Origin of the sequence: Paenibacillus sp. 1781tsa1 (genome assembly GCF_024159265.1) — a bacterium.
Lineage (GTDB): Bacteria > Bacillota > Bacilli > Paenibacillales > Paenibacillaceae > Paenibacillus.
In genome coordinates this window covers 524088-544998 of the sequence record NZ_JAMYWY010000001.1, presented here as the reverse complement: position 1 = coordinate 544998, position 20911 = coordinate 524088, and the positions used below count along the sequence as shown (strand labels likewise).

Below are 20911 nucleotides of genomic sequence, written 5' to 3'. Positions count from 1 at the left end.
GACAGCCACACCTTATCCATTCCTCATCTGCCCGCATACCGGATATTCGGTACCGGCGGTGTGTTCATGCCTTCGCCCAGATAAAATCCGGTGTGTGGCGGTTGATTGTAAGCTACATTTTGCCAAGCTACGCCAAGACGATATACCGGGTCATGCATCAGCGTATAGATGCGTTTGTCGGTAACTGCTGTTGTGGTATATATCCGCAGCGCTGAGCTGTCATTGGTCCGCCACACGACTTCCTCTCTCCAGTCCCCGAACAGATCGGCCTGCAGATTCGGTGTAGACTTGGTTCCGTTGTTGGAAGAAACGCCGGATGCGGTGAGCAGGTTCACCGTTGTGCTGTTGGTATAATTCCACTTGTCGATTCGGTTGCTGTCCAAGAGTTCACGGAGCAGGTCACCATCCCACCAGATTCCAAAATTCGTGGAGGAAGGCAGGGTTGTCCCGAGTTTCTGCCCTTTGGCTGTGTACAGACTGCCGTCTGCCCATACTTCAGCGCCTTTATATCTTGGATCAATATCTGCCGCCATGCCGCGTCCAATATCCTTTGTTGTTTTGACTCCCCAGATTAGCTGGCCTGTACCTGCATCCCGGAACTCCACTCCGGCATTGGATGGCGTCTCATGGACCTGAAACACCTCAAGCCCAGGGCGATCCGGGTCGAGGTCGCTCAAATGCATCGCATCGCCATGATGAAGACCTGTCGTGTACAATCCTTTACCGTTATCGTCCACCGCCATGGCGCCATAGATGATCTCGTCTTTGCCATCTCCATCTACGTCCGCCACACTCAGATTATGATTGCCCTGCCCGGCATAACCCGAATTGCCCGAGGTATTGGAATCAAACGTCCACTGTTTCGTCAGCTGTCCATTCCGCCAGTTATACGCCACGAGCACACTGCGCGTATAATACCCGCGAGCCATGACCAAACTTGGGCGCTCTCCATCCAGATAAGCAATGGCGGCAAGGAATCGGTCCACCCGGTTGCCATAGTTATCTCCCCAGTCGGACACATTGCCACGTGCTGGTTCGTAGTTCACCGTGGAGAGCGCTTTGCCAGTCTGCCCATTGAAGACCGTCAGGAATTCGGGGCCAGATAATACATAACCGCTGGAATTGCGGTAATCCTTGCTTGCATCCCCAATGACCACGCCAGTACCATCCTTGGTGCCATCGGCTGTTTTCATGGCAACTTCGGCTTTGCCATCACCGTCGAGATCGTACACCATGAACTGGGTGTAGTGAGCGCCGGCACGGATATTTTTGCCCAGACTAATTCGCCAGAGGCGTGTTCCATTCAATTTGTAGGCATCGATAAACACTTCCCCGGTATAACCGCTCTGAGAGTTATCCTTGGAGTTGGAAGGGTCCCACTTCACGATCAATTCATACTCACCATCACCATCCAGGTCACTTGCACTGGCATCGTTGGCACTGTAAGTGTAGGCTACTCCATCGGGTGTTGTCCCACCAGCGGGTACACTGAGCGGTACAGACAGATAGTTGTTGCCCCATACGCTCGCTGCCGCTGAAGCAGCCTGCTCCGTTCCACTGACGACAGCGCGAACCGTGTATTTGGAACTGCTTGTCCCGCTTGCATCCTGAAGGTTGGTGCTGTTTGTTATGGGCGTAGCGTTCACCTTGGTTCCATCCCGATAGACATTAAACGATACATTTGTACCCTCCGTACCCAGAAGCCGCCAACTGACAAACACACCTGTCCCAGTCTTCACAGCCACCACGCCGCGATCGAGATATTCCATCTGTCTTGCACCCGCTGCATGTGTTACCGGCGTGTTGCCAAGGCCTAGCGAAGTGACCAGTAACGTTGAACTCAACAACGATACTCCGGCTGTACGTAATGTGCGCTTCCACAGTGATGATCGATTTCCCATAAACAATTGCCTCCCCAATTGTAGTGGTAAGCCCGCTGCCCTTTTAGCGCCATCTTTTTATGTAAGCGATTTAATACATTCATTTTAAATTAAACATATAATCCCATCTATAGGTCTAATTTAGTAATTAAATGGATGGCATACAAAAAAGCCGAAGGATTTCTCCTTCGGTTAGCCGTTGCCCATTCTTTGAATTGCTTCAGTTGACTGGAATCGCAATCAATTAACTCACAGAAATGAAACAATTCCCTTGTTCTCTTATAAAACAAAAAAACTGTAAAACCATGCGTTTCCCCATGATTTCACAGCTTATAGATCACTTTTTTAGATGTAATATTGCGTTTACCGTTCTCACTCCATGGATTACAACTTATACCACAGGCGCAACACATACCGGACGAGGCAGTTCCAGCTTGAATCCATTATGCGTCAGACGTCCGTCTTCTTCGCTGATCTGGAAACCTACGAGGTTATTGCTATCCTGATTCGCCACGACCAGAATTCCACCTGGCAAAATATTAAAGTTACGCGGTGTCTGCCCAATCGTGGACGTCCACTCTACGGCTTCCAGCTCACCGCTCTCTTGGTCAATATGGTAGAGTACGATGCTGTCATCTCCCCGATTGGATGCATACAGGAAACGTCCACATGGAGATACACGGATGTCTGCAGCCGTACCCTCTCCTTTATGCCCCTCAGGAAGTGTAGAAATGTGCTGCACCGTAGTGAACTCACCTCTACGCTCATCGTATAGGAATGCCGTAACCGTGTTGTTCAATTCGTTAATTACATATGCCCACTTCGAGTTGGGATGGAACACAAGATGCCTTGGCCCTGCACCTGGTGGCTGATCCATCTCACGATGGGTAACCAAACGTCCCTCTTCCAACCGATACACAATGATCTGATCCAGACCGAGGTCACATACGACAGCATACTGTCCGGACGGATCTGGCTGAATGGAGTGAGCATGTGGCCCTTCCTGGCGTTCTTCGTTGATTCCACTTCCCGTGTGCTCCACCCATGCACTCATCTCACCAAGCGTCCCCTGATCGCCTACCGGAAATACATTGACACTGCCGCTGCTATAGTTGGATGAGAACACCCACTGACCATCCTTGGAGACAGACACATAACACGGAGAAGCCCCTCGGGTCTGTTTTCGATCCATCAGGTGCAGCTCACTCGTTGCCGCATCTCTGCGATAAACCAACACCTCTCCCTCGTCCGTCTCACTGGCCACATACAGACAGTTTCCATCCGGGCATAGCGCCAAATAAGACGGATTATTCACGCCATCCATGTGATTGACGATTCGCATCTCTCCTGTATCCGCATTCAACGCACATAGGAATATTCCTGGTTCATCCGCTGACGCATACGTACCTGTATAGAAAAGTGTTTCCTGAGTTGTGACTGGTTCCATATCTCAATCTCTCCCTTATCCTATATATTCACTGATCTGATTCTTCCCACTAGTATGTACTTACCCAATTCATGGGCAACTGCTTCACTTCCTGTAACGTGGCTTTCTATATTGGGAACAACTCCGGTGAGCGCTCTCATATCTGTCATTGACTCCCTTACCCCCGCTCACCATAATACAAAGTATGAGACCTAACAACAGACCACCCCTACAGCGTAAATCTGACGGATTTCGTATGCAAAAACTCATTGTGCTTCCGGACTCACTGCTGCAAGAAACCGCAGCTTATCCGGTCACGTCCAGATTATACGTTACCGATATCGGTTACTTTCACGAAGCGGAACATCATTACCGGGACCGTCCCGATGGTTGTGAATCACACATTCTGATGTACTGTGCCCAAGGCACAGGCTGGTATACGATGGATGGCAGCAAGACATATGATGTCCGTCCGGGAAACCTTGTCGTATTGCCTGCACATATTCCTCATGTGTATGGTGCCAACGTAGCTGAACCATGGAGTATCTTCTGGATTCATCTGCGCGGGGAACACGCTTTAACCTACATAGAGCCATTGCTAACCCAACATATTACTACGATGCCACCAGCCAAGGCCCAAAAATGGCTCGAGCTGTTCCATGAATGTTACGGCGCGTTAGAGACGGGTTACTCCATGCAGACGATGACATATGCCTCCCAGATTATCGGTTATATGCTTGGTATGCTCGCTTATGGACCGGAGACGACAGGAACAGATGGTGGGATTGTGAGCAGCAAACGTGCGGCAGAACAATCCGTTCAATACATGCTGGAGCACCTGGAGAACGGAATCACCCTCAAGGAACTGGCATCACATGCGCGGCTGTCTGTCCCTCATTACTCACAGTTGTTCAAGCAAGCGACCGGGCATTCACCCATCGATTATTTCCTGCGGCTCAAGATCCAGCATTCCTGCCGCTATCTGGATTTTACCGATTGGACCGTGAAGCAGATCAGTTCCGAGCTTGGATTCAAGGACCCTTACTACTTCTCCCGTCTGTTCAGCAAAATGATGGGACGTTCACCCACGGATTATCGAAATAAATCCAAAGGATAGATGCCGTATGCTTCACAAGTGCTTCAACTAAAATCTTTCGGAATGGTTATCTACTTCATTGGAAAATTTCAGCAACCTTTTGAACAGTAAGGTCGTCTATAGGGGCAAATAACTTTTATATAAAGGGATTCAACCCTGGAAAAGTGAGGCGAACCTATCATGAAAAAAAATATACTTGCTACATTAACTGCCGGAGCTCTGCTCACGCTGTCTCTAAGTGCAGGCCCGATCAACGCTGCGCAGGCCAAATTCACGGATATTCAAGGTATCACAGGAGCAGACAAAATCGAATCTCTCCATCAGGATGGATTCATCAAAGGTGTGAGCGACAACTTGTTCAAACCTGAACTGGAGTTAAATAACGCTCAGGGCATTCAACTGATTGCGGACGGCCTGAATCTGAATCTGGATACGATTCGTTTTATCAAAATGCCGGTACCAAGTGACTACTTCTCTGCTGTAAAAGATGGCGTATGGTATAGTGATGCATTTATCCGCGCTCAATATAATGGCATTCAGATGTCACAGGATATCGATCCGTCCAAGCCGCTCACTCGTGAACAATTCACATTGTTCCTGATGCAAGGCATCGAGGCCAAAGGCGGTCTGCCGATGATTAATATCAAACCTGTGGACATTACCGACGAACAGGAACTTACGCCAGAATATCAAGGTGCCATTCAGCGTTCACTCGTTCTCAAAATCAATGAACTGGATGCTGAAGGAAATTTCAATCCGAAACAAACGATTACTCGTGCCGAAGCAGCCGTGATGATGTATAACGCAATCGAGTACATGGAATCGTTCCATGCACCACAGATCCCGGAGACACCTGAGAAGTAATATTTCATGGTAGAAGCTAAGAACTCACTTGAGTGGTGAATCCGATCAAGTGGAGCGCCCGTGAATGGACTTTACCACACAACCTCAATATGCCAAACAGCCGCACCTTCCCTCAGCAGGAAAGTGCGGCTGTTTGTATTATACCAATATTTATACTTATATCACTGACGCAATCATCAGATTCAGCTTTTAACTTAGAAAGAACCTTTAACAACAACCTCAGACAACGGTAAACGTCCTGAAGGGCGAGCTGGCTGGGCCGCTTTACCTACAGTGACCAACAACGTTGGCACAAATCGTGCAGGAATGTTGAAGGTTTCGATCAGTTTTTGTGGATTATATCCACCGATTGGACAGGTATCGTAACCCAGGGAGCGTGCAGCAAGCATGATATTTTGGGAAGCAAAGGATGCATTGCGGATCGCTTCATCGCGAGCGATTTGCGGGCTTTGGTAAGCACCGTTGATCTGTCCAACCAATGCGTCACGAACCTCAGCAGTCAGTGCGCCTGCTTCAACAGCTTGATCGTAGATTACGGTGTTACGGTTCGCTTCCAAATCTCCCAGAACAGCAATGGTAACTGAACTTTCCACGATCTGACTTTGACCGTAAGCAACTGGCAGCAATTTCGCTTTGTCTGCTTCGGATTCAATCACAAGGAATCTCCAGTGTTGCAGGTTCCATGAAGATGGTGCTTCCGCAGCTGCTGTCAAAATCGCATTGAGATCAGCTTCAGGCAATTCAAACCCTTTTTCGTACTTTTTGACAGCATGGCGTTCGCTAATAACGCGAAGTGTTTCATTTTTTTCAGTGCCTGACATGTGTTCCACTCCCCAAATTCTTTTTTTGTTTGTATTTCCTTTTTACATTCGCAAGGCGATTTTGATATCAACCGTACCAAGAACTTGCCTTCCGAAAATAACATCAGCGCAGACGATCTCTCCCATCTGTGTTCACGTTATGCCCGGAATCGCTTTAAAACCATCGATGGATCTTTCACCGGAGCATAAGCCCTCAATCTAACCAGTCGACCACATGAACCTTACGACCACCATGCCTGACTAAACCAAGGCCATATCTCGAAAGACCTTTGATTATGGAATCTGTCAGGACTTCTCTTTTGCAGACAATCCATCTAGCGTTAACTCACATGTATCGCCACGACCTATACGTTCTTTCACATCCTGAATGGATATACGATCAAAATAAGCGCTTAGCGCCTCTTCGCCTCCGTTATAGATGTTCCCCATCACATCCTGCATATTGGAAGATACCACGCACGATGAACCGGACTCCCCTGAGCACCAGTTGGGACCGAGCGAACCACCAGCCACCAGTCTGTACAATTCTCCAAGCTTGATCTCTTCACTTGGACGGCTTAACAAGTACCCACCATGAGCACCTTCCTTAGTCGTCAGGTAACCATGCTTGCGCAGAACACTAAGTACCTTACGGACTCTGGCCGGGTGTGTACCCACACTCTGGGACAAATCTTCACTATTGGCCATACACTCATCTCTCATTGCCAGAAAAACAAGACAATGCACCGCTATGGTAAATTCGCTGTTCATAACTTACTCCCTTCCCGGCTTACAACACCGATGAACTTCAACCCAAGGTAAGTATAACTGTCATTATATGAATAACAGTTATGTTTGTCAACTTTCACCCAGCTTGGAGATCAAACGTGATTTTTCCTGTTATACCAATACTTACAGCTCATCAACACATTCAAGCTAGGATTAACATCCCATCTGCACTTTTATCCAAAAAGAACAAAAAAAGTGAGCCTTTCGCTACGCGAAGGGCTCCAATAAGATAGACATATGAAAGGGCTTACGTGATTATTATAATCGGTAATCTCCATTTTGAAAACGCTTTTTTTGTAAAGTGCATCATTATTTAAAATTTTTTTTATTGGAACAAAATGAACACCGGGTATTGCCAAAACTAATGCCATTAGTTATTATACTAATATCATTAGTTTTAAGGAGGGTTTATCGATGCGCATTACCCGAGAATTCGATGTCGTTCAAGTTACGTTTTTTCCAAGGCTCTTCCCTGTGAACGTATATCTGGTTGAAGAGGAAGATGGATTAACCCTGATTGATGCCGGAATACCGTTCAGTCTTAAGGGGATTTTGGCAACTGCCCAGTCCCTTGGGAAACCCATTACCAAGATCATTCTGACTCACGCTCATAGCGACCATATTGGTGCATTGGATCTTCTCAATGAAGCACTGCCCCAAGCCGAAGTCTTCATCTCCAGACGGGATGCGCAGCTATTGGCGGGAGATACTTCCCTTCTTCCCGGTGAGCCTCAAACCCCGGTACGCGGCGGCGTGCCCAAGCCCCAAGCGGTGCGCACCCAGCCAGACCACTTGCTGGATGATGGTGACCAGATTGGTTCGCTGGTTGCTATTGCCTCCCCAGGACATACGCCGGGGCACATGTCCTTCATGGATACGCGCAGCCGTGTGCTTATCGCTGGCGACGCGTACCAACTGCAAGGCGGCCTTGCCGTATCCGGCCGCGTGCGCCCGCTCTTCCCGTTCCCCGCGCTGGCGACGTGGAACCGCGAAGCGGCTCTGGCCAGCGCGAAGCGCCTGGCGGAGCTTGAACCGTCCGTGCTGGCTGTAGGCCACGGACGGTTGCTGCGCCAGCCCGCGGCCGCTATGCGCGCGGCAACCGCTGATGCACAGCAGCGGTTCGGCCTTGCCGGGGGGCAACTATGAGCCCCCGGCAAGGGCTGGATCGCGGCGCTCTGCTCAGCGCCGCGGCCCAGCTTGCTGACAGCGACGGCTTTCAGGCGCTGACACTCGCCGCGTTGGCACAGCGTCTGGATGTGCGCTCGCCGTCGCTCTACAACCACATCAGCGGACTGCCCGGGCTTCGCCAGGAAATGGCGCTGATGTCCGTACAACAGCTCAGCCGAGCATTAACCACGGCTACGGCTGACCGCACAGGCGACGATGCCATACAGGCCATCGCTGCGGCATACATTGGCTTCGTTCGCGAGCACCCCGGGCTCTACGAAGCCTCATTTCATGCCCCAGACCGCGAGGAGCCACAGCTCGCCGCGGCCAGCACAGCCACGCTGGAGTTGCTGCTGCACAGCTTGCAGCCTTACCCGTTAACCGAAGCGGAAGCATTGCACGCCGTTCGTGGTTTGCGCAGCCTCTGCCATGGATTTGCCTCTATTGAGGCACAAGGCGGCTTCGGCATGAATTTTGATCCGGACGAAAGTCTGCGTCTGACCGTATCCGCCTTCCTGCACGGACTCCGGCATCTTCACGAAAACAAGTAAAGACCGCATGGCATTACGAAAAAGGACTGCAGATCCGCTGCAGTCCTTTTTCATTGCCGTGTACTATTTCATCCCATAGATTTGACAGTAATAATGTTATAGTTACGCCAATTACTTTTAACACATTAACATCCACTTTGAATTCATCTTTCATCGGCTTGTCTTCTTTATAATTTCTTTCTTTACAATTCTTTTAATACAGGAGAAAAAAGGGCACCTCGGTTGCGTAATGCCATGATCGGTGCCCTCTGACCGAAATCTAACGAACCGAGGACACTCTATAATGGCAATTAGAGCGAATTACAAAATCTAACGAACTCCACACGTCCTATTTCGCAGAAAACTGGCAGCGGGACAGGAATAACGAGTATATTCCGTCATTTAACGTGTCTGTGATTCGTTACATTTACCAACGTACCAAATTAGGCCAAATAAGATGTTCTGAGTTCGTTAGAACGTGCTACGTACGGTGCTTCAGATCACGATGCCATAGATACTCATCCACTCATCATATTGGCGCATAAGTCCAGACACACATTATGTTAAGGACTCTAAATACGTAGCGTTCATGCTCCATATTTCATTGATCATGCGGGTACATGGCTAAATAAGTATCTTACTCTTATCGTAATGCACATAGTAGTACAGGTTTTAATGCCATTCATGTATAGATCACGCTACAGTTCAGTGCACACATTGGGGCGATACTCGATACAGAGCTTACCTTGCTCGTAATGCACATGGTAGTGCATGTTTTATTACTATTCATGTATAGATCACGCTACAGTTCATTGCACACATTGGGGCGATACTCGATACGTAGCTTACCCTCGTCGTGATGCACACTTTCGTACTTGTTTTAATACACGAATCATGTAATAGATCACACTACAGTTCATGTTCCATCCCAGTGGGATGAATCCTATTAAGGATCTAGCTACACATCCCATTGCTCATGGCGGTGAGGGTCTATAACATATGCGAGTTTCCCCAGTCCCATTTCACTTGGCCATCCGATGCTTGCTTGATCCGCCCTGTCTCTCACCCACGCTTTTGTCACTCACAACGACGCACTTGTCTAATATGTACATCTCCCGTTCCTCTCGCAAGGTGGAATGGACTTTGGCTTCCCTCTTTCCATCGAAACGGTTCTCGATAGCCAGCCTACGGCCATTGCTGCCGTCCATCCTGCACTTCCTCTAAAATATGCTTCATCACGGGCACATACACCTTCCAGTAGAACATGTCAGGAATATTTTTCTGATCTGGCGTGAGCTTGGACCGGACGACCTCCCATCCCCGGATTCGACGCCAGAAGGAATAATGCTTCATCTCTCCGAATGAACCTGCCATGTAATACGATCGATTATAGTCGTCGTAGCGGACAAGTGCAGCAAATTGCGCAGGTATTCCTGCATTCCCCAGTTTCTGCTCGCCTGTCTCCATCAGATCAGTCTTATACCAAGCCAATATGGAATCCTGTTGTTGCGGCAGAATGATATCAAACCAGCCACTGTATTGAATATCCTGGCTTATGCCGCTCCAATCTCTGCCTTCCCGTGTAAATGCAACCTGTACATCTCCTGTCTTTACATCCGTGCCTTTCTCCAGCACGATGACCTGCCCATCTACACGAACTAGCAGAATACCAGCTCCGGAATAAGGCCATTTCTTCTTTTCTCGCTGCTCATAACTCGCCTGAACCCACCGGGGGACTTCTTCCATACTTTGCAGATTAGATACCGATTTCCCTTGCCATCCACTGCTGTTCACTCCCAAGATGGGATACAGCTGCTCCCTGGTCATCTTCGAAGCCGTATTCGCCAACGCACTGTATTCGGCGACAATCGTTACCCCTTTATACGCAGCCTCGCGAATCTTCTGCGCATCATATATCGTTAGTCCTTCATAGATTCCGTCTTTTTTCCGTTCATTCTTCTGTGCAGACAGACTACTCCGATTCGCCGTCAGATAGATCAGATCCGTATCTGTCACCTCATCCGGCAGCAGTTGCTTCATCCGAGGAAGCCCGTTCTGAATATCATAGCCGTAATAATCCTCTTCATACGAGTAGTATTCCCCTGTGTGCTGTACAATCTTCTGCTGATTCAGAAGCCAGACCAATCCCTTGTGCCCCTGATAGGACGAGTCTGGTCTGCTTTTGTCAATAATCATGATGTTCAGCGGTACAGGGGCCTGGGATTGCCACATAATCCAGGGGACAACCAGCACCACCGATACCACTGTAAAACAAGCCAGCGTCCACATCGTGGCTGGCCTGTAACTTTTTTTCATGAAGCGTCTTCCTCCTTGCTCTGTTCCAAGGTATGAACAGGATTACCGGTAAATTACCCCAATCCATTCCTGATCTTCTTCTCCTCTTCCTTCCTCAATCCCATAGCCTGCAAGATGCCAACCATACGGAATATATTGTTCAGCGGTCTGAACCAGAACGTCTCCGAACAAGCATACAATAGCAGACGCGTCACCTCTCTGGATGTGTACGCTTTGCGTGAACACCATATTTCGAACATGACCATACCTGCGGACAACAGTGAACCATAGAGCATCAGCAGTAGAGCGAGAATGATGCATAGATTGATATCTACCAACTGTAGTCCTATGCCTGAGATGAACAGCAACAACGTTCCCAGTTCCATCACAGGTCCCAACAATTCGATCAGAATAAAATACGGGATGGATACCATCCCCATCCAGCCATAGGCTGGATTAAAAATCATGCTCCGCTGGGCCCATAGACTACTCGCAAGCTGCATATACCAGCGGGTTCGCTGTCTGCGCAGCTGACGCCACGTGCCCGGTGCTTCTACCCTGCAGATCGGATCGGGAATGTATATAATACGACCACGTTCCCGAATTCGCTTCATATGTTTTTGCAACCGCATCACCAGTTCCATGTGAGCGGCATGGTCATCGCCCTTGTAACCACCGACTTCCATCACCCGGTTCTTTTTGAATACACCGAATACTTGGGCCGTAAATAAAAGCACATTAATATTGTAACGAACGAGTCCCACACCACCAATCAAAAAAGCACGCACGTATTCAATGCTCTGCATTACATACAATGCACTGCTCGTCCGTCTTGTGCTATTATCCGTTAATTCCGGATGAGCCGTATTTCTGGGGACCATAAGATCTACTCGTCCACTACAAGCAACAACCTCTTCTCCTGGTAGAGCATCCATAAAGGGTTTCATAATCTTCACCAATGCATCCCGTTCCAGAAATGTCCGGGGTCCAACAGAGGCGATATAAGGATATTGCGAGATATTTAGACCTGCATTTAAGGAGTCCATTCGTCCCCCATACGCCTTATCGATCACAATCAGACGATGATGCAGCCTAGATTGGTAGACACATTTAATCTGAGCCGTCTCCTGACCAAGTCCTGAGTAATGAACTTTACTCCGAATGGGCATCAGATCGTAGGTTTCCATTAACCGCGGCATTGTTGCATCCTCTGATCCATCATTAATGATAATAACTTCATAGCGTGCATATTGAATACCCAATAGACAGTTAATTCGCTGTACGATCGTATTCTCACTATTACGCATCGGGACAAGCAGAGATACCGCCGGAGCCAATTCTTCATCCAACATCTCATGATATTGCAGCGGGTCCAGATCCCTTCTCAGGATCAGTGTACGAGCGGCAGCAACTACCAGAACACTGCACATCACAATCGCTAGCACGAGATAGATAAATATACCCTCGTAACATGCCAAAACAAAACTCCGCAGCATCTCAATCCATCTTTCGTCCATACTGCATCCTTTCCAGCGTTTCCTCCGCTATCTGCCTTGCATATCTATCCGGATGGTTTACAGTCGTATCTCGGAGTTCGTCAAGTCCCTGCTCGTACCGGGCAAGGGAATTCGCAGCTTCCTGTCTGATCTGAAAAGAAGGATCACCCATCATCACCTTCAGGCGAGGAATAAAAGCATCCGCATGAATATCGCCCATGAGCCGGGTCACTGTTAGTCTTTCAGAGCGCTGCCTTTCCTCACCAGATTCGTTCCATACCAGCAATAGACCCGTCAGCAAATCTTCACGACATCTGCCCACTTGAGCCAATGCCTGATAAGCGTGGGTACGCAGCAGTGAATCCTCTCCAAGAATGAGCTTCTCCAGCAGAACAAGAGCACCCTCCGTCTGGTCATCCCGAATACGAATGGCATGGACGATATTAGACTGGACCTGATAAGGTACATCCTTGAAATGATCCTTCAGACGAGTCCAGGATGAATCGGTAAGCAACAGCAGAATCTGCAGAACCTGCGAATCGGACCATACACATTGCTCACGCATCAATTCCTTTACGATTCTGAAATAACCAGTTCTGGCATATATACGCAGAATGATGAAGCGTTCGAGCGGCGTACAGGAGCTAACCCTTAGCATATCCTCTAACTTGGGCAGAAGCTCCACCATATGAAACTGTTCAATATATAACAACGTGTTGACCCGTTCACTCCACTTTCCCGTCTTCAGAACCGACCGGTATGAGCTTCCGAAGACTTGCCAAGATAACAGACGAATTCGCAGATTCTCCTGCTCTACCGGACCTTGAGCGAGCCGTTGCAATAACAACTGCTGCAAAACGATCTGTTGATCTCCAGTCATATTCAATACATCTACACCGATTTCTCCGTTGTTCAGATATTGCTGTAGAAATGAACCTTCTGCAAGTAATTCCTGCCTCAGTGTTGTCTTAACTTTTTCCCTGCGTTTGCTCTTATATTTCAAACATAAGATATAACCGTAGATAATCAGCAAAAGAATCAGTACACTTGCACATATGAAGCTCACCACATGTACCAACCAATCTGTATTACCTGCAAGCCACCCTGTATGATGTGAACCGATGAGCTTAGTATACATCCATTGTTGTCCAATCATTGCATGATTTCCCCTTAATCGAATAAACGGCCTTACAACGGGCACAATAATACAAAATTTTCAAATAAACCCTGTGAATACATATCGGGTATATGATACACTAAGCTTTCTATCGGCTATATGCGTTTGTGATATAATAGGAACTGAAAATTCCGGCAATTCGTACTGGGTTCCGGATCTACGGATAATATATTATTCCAGAAAGAGGGAGTTCTACGTGGCTCAAATCAGTCCGTACTACCTGCAAATTGGAGCAACTGTGGGCATGATCGTCATGGCACTGCTTGCCATCTTCATCCGCATGAAAGCCAGTCACAGACCGGTGACCATTCGCAAAATCCTTATTCCTCCGCTCGGCATGAGCACAGGATTTCTTATGTTTGTTGTTCCTGCAACACATGTTCCTCTACTCTGGGCATTCATTGCGTTCCTGGTGGGCTGGTTCCTCTTCTCCTATCCCCTCATTCGCAGTACACGGTTTGAACGAGTAGGTGAAGAGATCTTCGCCACGCGCTCCCGCAGCTTTGCTTTCATTCTGCTTGGATTGCTGGCCGTACGCTTAATTCTGCATGAAGTCATTCAGCGATATGTAAGCATTCCGCAAACGGGCGGATTGTTCTTCCTGCTGGCTTTTGGCATGATTGTACGCTGGCGTGTATATATGTACAAACACTACAAAGAAGTGCTGGTCGCCGAACACTAGTGTCCCTACATAGACCACGCACATATTTACAGATAAAAAAGACACGTTCTGCTGCACCATCGGTGCGCAGAACGTGTCTTTTCGTGTCCAACCTGATTTTACATGTACATCGTTTGATATCTATTCCGGATCTGCAACCTTAACCAACTGCTTGCCCAGATTATCTCCAGAGAAGAGGCCCATAAAAGCTTCAGGCGTCTGTTCAAACCCGTCCACAATGTTTTCTTCATACTGGAGATGACCTTCCTTGATCCATTTCGCCAACTTGGCGCGGCCTTCCTTGAAGGATTTTGTATAGTCACCCAGCAGGAAACCTTTCATTAATGCTGTGTTTGTTAACAGCAACGTCTGTGGTCGCATCCCGATATCCGGTTTCTCCAGATTATAAGACGAGATCTGACCGCATAAAGGAATACGTGCATTCCGATTGATGTGACGCAAGACTGCATCTGAGATGTCGCCGCCCACATTGTCGAAGTAGACGTCCACGCCATCCGGGCAAGCCCGTTCAATGGCCGCTGACATATCCTGCTCCTTCTTGTAGTTCAACACCACATCGAAGCCCAGTTTTTCTTTCAAATACACGCATTTTTCATCGGAGCCTGCAATGCCGACCACGCGCGCTCCTACGATTTTACCAATCTGACCTGCAATCATGCCTACCGCTCCGGCTGCTCCCGATACAACGACCGTTTCGCCGTCCTTCGGTTTGCCGATGTCTTCCATACCAAAATAAGCCGTCAGACCCGTCAGGCCCAGCGCACCCAGGTATGCCGTGATTGGTGCCTCTTCAGTATCAATCAGCGAAAGATCCGTCGTATTCACTGCAGCATATTGCTGCCAGCCCCACATGCCGGATACGAGATCTCCTTTGCGCAGATTGGGTTCCGAAGATTCCACTACCTGCCCAATGGCGCCACCCTTAATCACTTCATTCAACGCGTACGGTGCAGCATAGGATTTTGTATCTTTCATGCGGCCCCGCATGTACGGATCGACCGACAAATATAATGTACGGACCAGGACTTGCCCAGCTTCCGGTTCAGGAAGAGGTGCATCAATGAATTTGAAATTCTCTCTGGATGGGGCACCTTCGGGACGAGACGCAAGTACGATCTGTTTATTTACAGACACCAAAATTACCTCCTTGTTGCCAAGTGGACGCAAGGTTAACCCTTGTCAGCTGAGATCACTCACCACTGGCTCTGTGTTATCACTTCTTATTAGTTTAAACCGAAACAGGCGGATCACAAACGTGGGCCGCCTTGAAATATGCAAATATCGTCACATTGTAGCTGCTTTTAGCTATTATTGTGCTGTCAAAATCACAGGACCGTCTGCTGTGATCGCAATGGTATGTTCATACTGGGCAGACAGACTTCCATCCATAGTACGTGCAGTCCATCCATCCGAATCCAGCTTGCTGCGAAACGTACCAATGTTCAACATCGGTTCGATCGTAATAACCATACCTTCCTTAAGACGCGGACCCCGATGTGGCGGACCATAGTGAGGGACTTGTGGTTCCTCATGCATCTTCTCACCAATGCCGTGTCCGATAAACTCGCGCACAACCGACAGACCTTCACCCTCTGCATAGACTTGAATGGCATGGGAGATATCTCCGATTCGGTTGCCCACCACGGCAAATTCAATGCCTTTGTACAGTGAGTTTTTGGTTACATCCAGCAGATGTTGCGCTTCCGGAGTCACTTCACCTACAGCATAAGACCAGGCAGAATCGGCCAACCAGCCATTCAGATTAACCACCATGTCGATTGTAACGATATCGCCGTCCTTCAGTGCATATTTTCCCGGAAACCCGTGACAGATCACATCATTAACCGACGCACATGTCGCATATTGGTATCCGTTATACCCCTTTTGTTCCGGTGTAGCGCCATTTTTCTTCATAAAAGCCTCTGCAAACTGATCGATCTCCTGTGTCGTAATGCCTGGACGAATCATCTTTGCAATTTCTCTATGGCATGCGGCCAGAATTTCTCCGGCTTTTTTCATATATTCAATCTGTTCTTTGGTCTTCAATGTAATCATCATAACTACTCCTGTCCGTTAAAATCTTATCCTGTCCTCTATTGTAACGCTAAACGCTCAAAATAAAAAATTCCGCGCAATCAGCAACATCCTATTATACGCCAAGCTCCTGTCCAATGAATACAATTATCCATGAAAAACTCGAAACCCCTTCTGATCTGGCCACGTATATGGTTAAAACAGTTGAAGTCGAAAGGGTGAAAGCTCATGTTCAAAAAAATTATCGGCAAACTTATCGATTCCAAATCTTCATCTCACCGCAAACGTTACAGTTCTTCGGACAGGCGCTCATATAAACGTCACAGCAGTTCCTCCGGCAAGCGTTCCTACAAGCGTTATTCTTCTTCGGATGTGAAATATAGGGACAGCCGCAGTGGCTCCGGGTATTACAAAAGCAGAAAATACAGCTCCAGCTAAGCGGCTTTCGCTACTGATACTAAAGAGCAATGATCGTGCCACCTCAGTGGACACGAACACAAATGAATATGTAATAAAGGGGTGTTCGCGAGCCGTACTTACGGCCCGTAAAACACCCCTTTATTGTTTCTTTATAAGTATGTATCAATTTTGCTGATTTTGATGTCTTAATGCCTCAATGTAGCAAATTTGCTTATCCACCGAGAACGAGTAATACACTTTAAATTTATCAAATAGTATCCGGTACGTCCCTTGCCAGGATGGTTCCTGAGCTGGCATGGATTCCGCCATGACAGCCACCTTCATCTCAATTCTCCGAACCAGTTCAATCTTATAGAGCTTTGTCTCTTCCTGAGTGAAACGAACACTCCGATTTGAGCGAGAGCCTGTCTTGCTGAAGGTGTCCACTGGATAAACATCTATAAATTCCCTTTTTCAATTGCGTCAATTATATCATCTGTAGAGTAGACCTTACCCGATGAAATATCCTTTTTGGCTTGCATAATTAAAGTTTTGAGTTCCAAATCACTCTCTATTTCTTCCTGAACGACGTTTTCCAGCGGCTTGATTAAATAATGCTTTCCTTCGATATCCACTATGGTATCTTTTTTGCTATGAAACCACGTTTTGAATAGTTCGGCATGATCGCCTTCCAGTTTTTTAAGCATATGATGAATCGCCTCCTTCAACGTATAATTGTTATTCATTATATCATTCAACCCACTGTTATGATACGTTATGCATGTATAAGGAAAAAGACCCCTACAGATACAATACGAAGAGGTCACGAATAACAAATATAGGTCCGTCTATAGAACTTATTAGAACTTATTTCATCTTACCTTCAACAACACACGTTCCATCTCTGCCCGTAACTCCATCGCTCCGCCTTCATAACCCGGACGAAGTCCCAGGAGTCGCTCCAGCATCTGGTGCAATTCCGGCGTAAGCTTAAGTTCCTCCTGCCAGCTGGCGGGTTCACGACCTTTCTCTGGCTCATAAGCCGAATACAGCATAAAGAGAAGAAAGTGGCCGATATCCTGCAGATCATGATCCGGTGTAGCCGGTTCATCTTCAGGCTCAGGGACTTCACGCATACGTCGCTTTAACTCCGGCAACAACGGCTCCCCCAAGCGTCTCGCCAGGCCAAAGTCAATCAGATGCACCGTCCCTTCACGTAAAATAACATTGGGAATCCGCACATCGCCATGAATATATCCCTGTTCATGCACATGAGCCACCGGAGCCAGCAGTTGACCTGCAAGTTCCAGACATTCCCGCTCCGTATATCGCAGACCTTGCTCAAATATGCAATCTTCCAGCGTCTGTCCACGAATATACTCGGTAACGATATAACTTCGTCTCCCGGATGTGAACATATCCAATAGATCAGGGATCGCCGGATGATGCAGAAGTTTCATCACGTCCGCCTCCCGCTCCAACAGATGTGCAGCGAGTCTTCTCTTGCTGGGCTTGGACTCCTTCAACGCCACTTCCCTGCCGTTCTGCTCATCTGTACACAGGTATGTCAGCCCATAGCTCCCCATACCCAGCAATTCCTGTATTGTATAACGCTCAGCAAGGGTCGTGCCTTTCCGGCGAGGACTGTCCGTCCATAGTCCGAGCAATCTTTGCCAACTTCGTCGCAGCTCCACAGATCCTCCCACGCCAGCTTTCCGAACTCATCCCGGTCTGTTTCTATACCGAGCGGTCCATGGCCAGTCTTCATGTTGTATGGAGCTTATTATATCAGGCCGATAACGCAAAATCACGATGGGCAATAGTCTGTCGCTCAAGCTTCCTTATGCTTCTTGGGCAGTAGTCCAAACAACATACGCAGTGATGCTCCTTTGGGTTTGCGTTTTCTAGTCTGAAAGCTTCGCAGGTTGGTCACGAGTTCGCGATCTCGCTCTTCCTCCAGCTTCTCATTCATCCATAGGCGTTGTTTCTCCATCTGTTCCTGCAGGGCCATATGTGTCTCTGCCAGGTGCTGAAGTGTCAACTCCAGTTCATCAACCCGCTGTTGCAGCAGCTGTACCCGATCGTCCTGCTGCTGTTCTACAGCACCGTATGTTACCTCACTTACCAGTTGTCCCAGACCCTCATAGGATCTCAGGTTCCCGATGGATTCCGCGCCCTCAGGATATGTTGGTGGCATGACTGTCGCTGCACATTCGGACTCTGACAGACCTTCGATCCCCACCGCCGGTACATCTATTTCTACTACAGCTACAGGTGATTCAGGGGCCAATACAGTCACCACAGCATCAGCCAAAGGCAGATTATGCTCTCTGAGTTCGGTCATCAGGCGTTCAATGCACTCGATGTCGTCGGACTTGAATAGTCTGGATTTGTTGGCGGAACGTTCGAACCGGTATCCCTGCTCTTCCAGTGCCGCCGCATATTTACGAAGAGTACTGGCACCTATGCCCAGGCTCTTGGCCGTTTCCGTCGTTGCTCCTGCTTCTTCAATCATCATTAATTCCCTCCCGGAATGAAGTCTTTTGGGAACCAATTTCATAATACCTTTAGTGAGTTATGAAATTGATTCTTGGATAAGAACATTATGGCTTCAGCGTTCCTTTTTGGAACCGTCATCGGATCGGGGCAACCTGTCTCATGGATCAAGTCTGTTTATCTTTTGCTTGTCCGTATGTATTCGTCAACTTCTCGGCAGATCCCTTTGGCGGTTTTGTTCTGTTTCTGCGGATTCCTAAGAAGTTTTGTCAGGTATATGATCCGCACAAATAACCCCCAATCCGACAACGAGCATGAATGCTGTCATGTCGAATGACATAGGTGCAAACGCCGTCAAATCATATGATTATGAATTATTGATGTCAATTTTGTTAACTCCGTTACTCCAATACGCTCCCGCGATAGCGGATATCATTGCTGTACAGCTTTTTCATGTGTTATCTTATGTAACGTAGAAGTGCATTCCAGCATAAAATAAAGGACTATACTTAACATAGAACGCGTTAGTAACGGAAAATATCAATCTAATTGGGGGCTGAACGGCAGTGTTAGGCAAATCAGGTAAAGTAGCGGTGATCGGGGCGGGTCTTGTCGGTTCAAGTTGTGCGTATTCCATGATTAATCAATCCATATGCAGAGAAATTATGATGGTTGACCGGACGTATGACCGTGCCGTAGCACAGGCACTGGATTTCTCCCATTGTATGGACTTTACACATAACCGAACCAAAGTATATGCGGGTACGTACGAGGATTGTGGCAATATGGATGTGATTATCTTAACCGCAGGGGCGAATCCGAAGCCAGGACAGACACGGCTGGATATTCTGGAGGAAGCAGAGTCCATCGCCAAAGACATCGTGGTTCCCATCATGAACAGTGGATTTAACGGGATTTTTGTCGTCGCTGCTAATCCGGTTGACATAGTAACTTATATGGTATGGAAGTTATCAGGTCTTCCGCGTGAGCATGTCATCGGCACAGGGACGTCCATTGACTCTTCACGACTCAAAACACTGCTGTCTGAAGTCTTCTCCATCGATCCACGCAGTGTGCATGGTTATGCTCTCGGGGAGCATGGAGAGTCCCAGTTCGTAGCCTGGTCACATGTGACCATCGGTGGCAAACCGATAATGCACATTTTGGATCAGCACAAGGAGCGCTTCAAACATCTGGATCTGGACGATATTGCACGAAAAACGAAGGATGCCGGTTGGGAGATCTTTACCCGTAAAGGCTCTACTCAATTCGGAATCGGCAATGCCCTCGCGCACATTACCCGATCAATCCTCAATGATGAACACAAGATCATCGCCGTATCCGCTATACTGGATGGTGAGTACGAGCAACATAATGTCTGCGTCGGTGTTCCTGCAATCATCGGAGGAAATGGCATTCAAGAGATTATCGAATTGAATCTAGATGCGGCGGAACGTCAAAAATTCAATAACTCCTGTGAAATTCTATCCGGCAATATCAATCGTCTGACATTGGCATAACTCATTCGTATACAGTTCTACTTCGGTATGCTTCGACTCAACTCCAAAAGCCTTTCAACGCAAACACGCCAATAACCCTCCATCTAAGGAGGATTTATTGACGTGTTTGCGTTTATTATTTTCACAGCCAGGTGAATCAATTTCATAATACCTTCAGCTGCTTCAATCAAGGCTAGATATAGATCAAAACGGTTCTTTTGTCTATATCTAGGTTACAGAAATTGATTTTAGTGAGTTATGAAATTGATTTGAGTCGTTGT

At 47.8% G+C, this 20911-nt stretch carries 20 protein-coding genes; 7 read left to right on the top strand and 13 right to left on the bottom strand.

What is annotated here, in order from left to right:
- Positions 1-23: 23 nt before the first annotated feature.
- Complete coding sequence (locus NKT06_RS02605; RefSeq protein WP_301289682.1) at positions 24-1901, bottom strand: rhamnogalacturonan lyase; 1878 nt, start codon at positions 1899-1901, stop codon at positions 24-26.
- 370 nt (positions 1902-2271) lie between these two features.
- On the bottom strand, positions 2272-3327 hold the full coding sequence (locus NKT06_RS02600; RefSeq protein ID WP_253429529.1) for a lactonase family protein: 1056 nt from the start codon (positions 3325-3327) through the stop codon (positions 2272-2274).
- Between the two features lie 235 nt (positions 3328-3562).
- On the opposite strand from NKT06_RS02600, the gene NKT06_RS02595 reads away from it, so the two are divergent.
- Positions 3563-4423, top strand: a complete 861-nt coding sequence (locus NKT06_RS02595; RefSeq protein ID WP_253429527.1) for an AraC family transcriptional regulator — start codon at positions 3563-3565, stop codon at positions 4421-4423.
- 159 nt (positions 4424-4582) lie between these two features.
- Positions 4583-5266 (top strand): S-layer homology domain-containing protein, encoded by a 684-nt coding sequence (locus tag NKT06_RS02590; RefSeq protein ID WP_253429525.1) that lies wholly within the window; start codon positions 4583-4585, stop codon positions 5264-5266.
- Positions 5267-5460: 194 nt separating this feature from the next.
- Here NKT06_RS02590 and NKT06_RS02585 read toward each other — a convergent pair whose 3' ends face one another.
- Positions 5461-6087, bottom strand: a complete 627-nt coding sequence (locus NKT06_RS02585) for a nitroreductase family protein (RefSeq protein ID WP_253429523.1) — start codon at positions 6085-6087, stop codon at positions 5461-5463.
- A 285-nt stretch (positions 6088-6372) separates the two neighbouring features.
- The gene (locus tag NKT06_RS02580; protein WP_253429521.1) at positions 6373-6837 is read right to left on the bottom strand and encodes an RrF2 family transcriptional regulator; all 465 of its coding nucleotides are present in this window, start codon (positions 6835-6837) and stop codon (positions 6373-6375) included.
- A 432-nt stretch (positions 6838-7269) separates the two neighbouring features.
- Between NKT06_RS02580 and NKT06_RS02575 the strand changes: the two genes are divergently transcribed.
- Together NKT06_RS02575 and NKT06_RS02570 are read left to right on the top strand one after the other, a co-directional pair.
- Positions 7270-8001, top strand: a complete 732-nt coding sequence (locus NKT06_RS02575) for an MBL fold metallo-hydrolase (RefSeq protein ID WP_253429519.1) — start codon at positions 7270-7272, stop codon at positions 7999-8001.
- Positions 7998-8573 carry a TetR/AcrR family transcriptional regulator gene (locus NKT06_RS02570; RefSeq protein ID WP_253429517.1) on the top strand — a complete coding sequence of 192 codons (576 nt, stop codon included), beginning with the start codon at positions 7998-8000 and terminating at the stop codon, positions 8571-8573. The genes NKT06_RS02575 and NKT06_RS02570 overlap by 4 nt, the downstream gene beginning before the upstream one ends.
- A gap of 1001 nt (positions 8574-9574) precedes the next feature.
- Here the strand turns inward: NKT06_RS02570 and NKT06_RS02565 are convergent.
- The 4 genes from NKT06_RS02565 to NKT06_RS02550 are packed head-to-tail and all read right to left on the bottom strand — an operon-like array spanning position 9575 to position 13499.
- On the bottom strand, positions 9575-9760 hold the full coding sequence (locus NKT06_RS02565; RefSeq protein WP_253429515.1) for a hypothetical protein: 186 nt from the start codon (positions 9758-9760) through the stop codon (positions 9575-9577).
- Entirely contained in the window at positions 9738-10868 is a 1131-nt protein-coding gene (locus NKT06_RS02560; protein ID WP_253429514.1) for a hypothetical protein, read from the bottom strand. The genes NKT06_RS02565 and NKT06_RS02560 overlap by 23 nt, the downstream gene beginning before the upstream one ends.
- 53 nt (positions 10869-10921) lie before the next feature.
- On the bottom strand, positions 10922-12364 hold the full coding sequence (locus tag NKT06_RS02555; RefSeq protein ID WP_253429512.1) for a glycosyltransferase family 2 protein: 1443 nt from the start codon (positions 12362-12364) through the stop codon (positions 10922-10924).
- Positions 12345-13499 carry a HEAT repeat domain-containing protein gene (locus NKT06_RS02550; protein WP_253429510.1) on the bottom strand — a complete coding sequence of 385 codons (1155 nt, stop codon included), beginning with the start codon at positions 13497-13499 and terminating at the stop codon, positions 12345-12347. Before NKT06_RS02550 ends, NKT06_RS02555 begins: the two co-directional genes overlap by 20 nt.
- A 217-nt stretch (positions 13500-13716) precedes the next feature.
- Between NKT06_RS02550 and NKT06_RS02545 the strand changes: the two genes are divergently transcribed.
- Entirely contained in the window at positions 13717-14202 is a 486-nt protein-coding gene (locus NKT06_RS02545; protein ID WP_253429508.1) for a CcdC family protein, read from the top strand.
- 120 nt (positions 14203-14322) lie between these two features.
- Here the strand turns inward: NKT06_RS02545 and NKT06_RS02540 are convergent, their stop codons facing one another.
- Entirely contained in the window at positions 14323-15336 is a 1014-nt protein-coding gene (locus NKT06_RS02540) for an NADP-dependent oxidoreductase (RefSeq protein ID WP_253429506.1), read from the bottom strand.
- Positions 15337-15510: 174 nt separating this feature from the next.
- The gene (gene map / locus NKT06_RS02535; RefSeq protein WP_253442348.1) at positions 15511-16257 is read right to left on the bottom strand and encodes a type I methionyl aminopeptidase; all 747 of its coding nucleotides are present in this window, start codon (positions 16255-16257) and stop codon (positions 15511-15513) included.
- A 207-nt stretch (positions 16258-16464) separates the two neighbouring features.
- Between map and NKT06_RS02530 the strand changes: the two genes are divergently transcribed.
- The gene (locus NKT06_RS02530; RefSeq protein ID WP_017690946.1) at positions 16465-16674 is read left to right on the top strand and encodes a hypothetical protein; all 210 of its coding nucleotides are present in this window, start codon (positions 16465-16467) and stop codon (positions 16672-16674) included.
- Between the two features lie 419 nt (positions 16675-17093).
- On the opposite strand, the gene NKT06_RS02525 is transcribed toward NKT06_RS02530, so the two are convergent.
- The 3 genes from NKT06_RS02525 to NKT06_RS02515 all read right to left on the bottom strand — a co-directional run bounded on the left by NKT06_RS02525 (position 17094) and on the right by NKT06_RS02515 (position 19153).
- On the bottom strand, positions 17094-17342 hold the full coding sequence (locus NKT06_RS02525; RefSeq protein WP_253429504.1) for a hypothetical protein: 249 nt from the start codon (positions 17340-17342) through the stop codon (positions 17094-17096).
- Between the two features lie 165 nt (positions 17343-17507).
- Positions 17508-18329 (bottom strand): serine/threonine protein kinase, encoded by an 822-nt coding sequence (locus NKT06_RS02520; protein ID WP_253429502.1) that lies wholly within the window; start codon positions 18327-18329, stop codon positions 17508-17510.
- A gap of 137 nt (positions 18330-18466) precedes the next feature.
- A complete protein-coding gene (locus tag NKT06_RS02515; protein WP_253429500.1) occupies positions 18467-19153 on the bottom strand; it encodes a hypothetical protein in 687 nt (228 codons plus the stop codon).
- A 544-nt stretch (positions 19154-19697) separates the two neighbouring features.
- Here NKT06_RS02515 and NKT06_RS02510 point away from each other — a divergent pair.
- A complete protein-coding gene (locus NKT06_RS02510) occupies positions 19698-20651 on the top strand; it encodes an L-lactate dehydrogenase (RefSeq protein ID WP_253429498.1) in 954 nt (317 codons plus the stop codon).
- Positions 20652-20911: the final 260 nt, after the last annotated feature.